Origin of the sequence: Burkholderia sp. A2 (assembly GCF_001729305.1) — a bacterium.
In the GTDB taxonomy this organism is placed as follows: Bacteria; Pseudomonadota; Gammaproteobacteria; order Burkholderiales; family Burkholderiaceae; genus Burkholderia; species Burkholderia sola.
Genome location: NZ_LZXX01000141.1, coordinates 2,463 through 3,026, shown reverse-complemented (window position 1 = coordinate 3,026; position 564 = coordinate 2,463). Strand labels below are relative to the sequence as shown.

Annotated in this window: 2 pseudogenes; one reads left to right on the top strand and one right to left on the bottom strand. The window is 69.5% G+C overall.

Annotated features, from left to right (window positions below):
- Window positions 1-169 (bottom strand): annotated as a pseudogene (locus tag A9Z05_RS38165) (cysteine hydrolase); the annotation flags it as partial.
- 152 nt (window positions 170-321) lie between these two features.
- On the opposite strand from A9Z05_RS38165, the pseudogene A9Z05_RS38160 reads away from it, so the two are divergent.
- Window positions 322-564: pseudogene (locus A9Z05_RS38160) on the top strand (GlxA family transcriptional regulator); the annotation flags it as partial.

The following is a 564-nucleotide window of genomic DNA, read 5'->3' as shown; positions in this document are numbered from 1 at the left end:
CGGCCGCGTGCGCGGCGTCGATCGCACGGCCGATGTTCGCGAGCGACACGTCGAGCGGCGGATATTCGATCGGCAGGTTGCCCGTCACGTATTCGTTCTGGACGTCGATCACGATCAGTGCGCGGCGGTTGGCGGGACGGGAAGCGGAATGCGGGACGGTGTTCGACATGGCGGGCTCCTGGTCGGGAGGCGCTGCCCCGCCCCGGAGCGGGGCGGCCAGCAGTGCGATGCGATGCATTGTCGGACCGCGTGGCGTGCGCCGATAGTGGCCCGATAGCCATTCTTCGATAAAATCGGGCCATCGCCGTTCCGGAGTCCGCCATGCCCGCCGCCGCGTCCATCCCGTTTGCCACGTCCGCACCGACCGTCGTCGCCGTGATCGCGTACGACGGCATCAGCCCGTTCCACCTGTCGGTGCCGTCGGTCGTGTTCGGCAAGGAACGCGATGCGGCCGTGTCGCCCGTGTTCGAATTCCGCGTCTGCTCGGCCGAGCGCGGCCCGCTCGCGACGACGGGCGGCTTCACGATCACCGCGCCGTACGGGCTCGACGCGCTCGACGATGCG